The 565-nt window shown below is 61.6% G+C and carries 2 protein-coding genes; both read left to right on the plus strand.

Translation table 11 applies throughout. From position 1 onward, the window contains the following. The coding region (locus AWV70_RS13085; protein WP_349675585.1) for a hypothetical protein at positions 1-258 on the plus strand (258 nt) is incomplete at its 5' end. A 10-nt stretch (positions 259-268) separates the two neighbouring features. Further along, positions 269-565: hypothetical protein (locus AWV70_RS13090; protein WP_201024367.1), on the plus strand; the 297-nt coding region annotated here is incomplete at its 3' end.

Raw genomic sequence — 565 nt, forward strand, 5'->3', positions numbered from 1 at the left:
GATCATGGCGGCCTAACGCCATGCGACGGCGGCAGCAACGGCATTCCCTCGCCGACAACCACGCGCTACCTCTCCGCCATGAGCGTGGCCAAAGGGGTCGTCACCCTCACCGGTCAGGAGAGTCTGAACGGACTGGGGGTCACCCTGACGCCGACCTGGGACAATGCCGAGGGCGTCACCGGCTGGCAGCGCGTCTGCACCATCACCGGCAATAGCGCGCTTCAGCAGGCCTGCGAAGACGTTTTCCGGGTGAAGTGAGGGCTAATGCATGAAAACAGAACAGCTGATCCCCCTCTGCCGTCGCTACCACGCCATGCTGCTGCATAGCGATGAACAGACAATCTCTATTGCGGTGGTTAATACCCCGCCGGCGGAGTTGATGGAGGCGCTACGCTTCGCGACGCAAAAGCGGATCGACATTGAATGCTGGAGCCAGGAGCAGATGGATAAGCGTCTGCAGGCCCAGGAAAAGCAGGCGCAACTGGCGCAGAACGACGGGCCGGAAAATATCGCCGAACGGGTCAACCAGATCCTCGAACAGGCCCTGCGTCAGCGGGCGTCTGAT

Origin of the sequence: Sporosarcina koreensis (genome assembly GCF_001531445.1) — a bacterium.
GTDB lineage: Bacteria > Bacillota > Bacilli > Bacillales_A > Planococcaceae > Sporosarcina > Sporosarcina koreensis_C.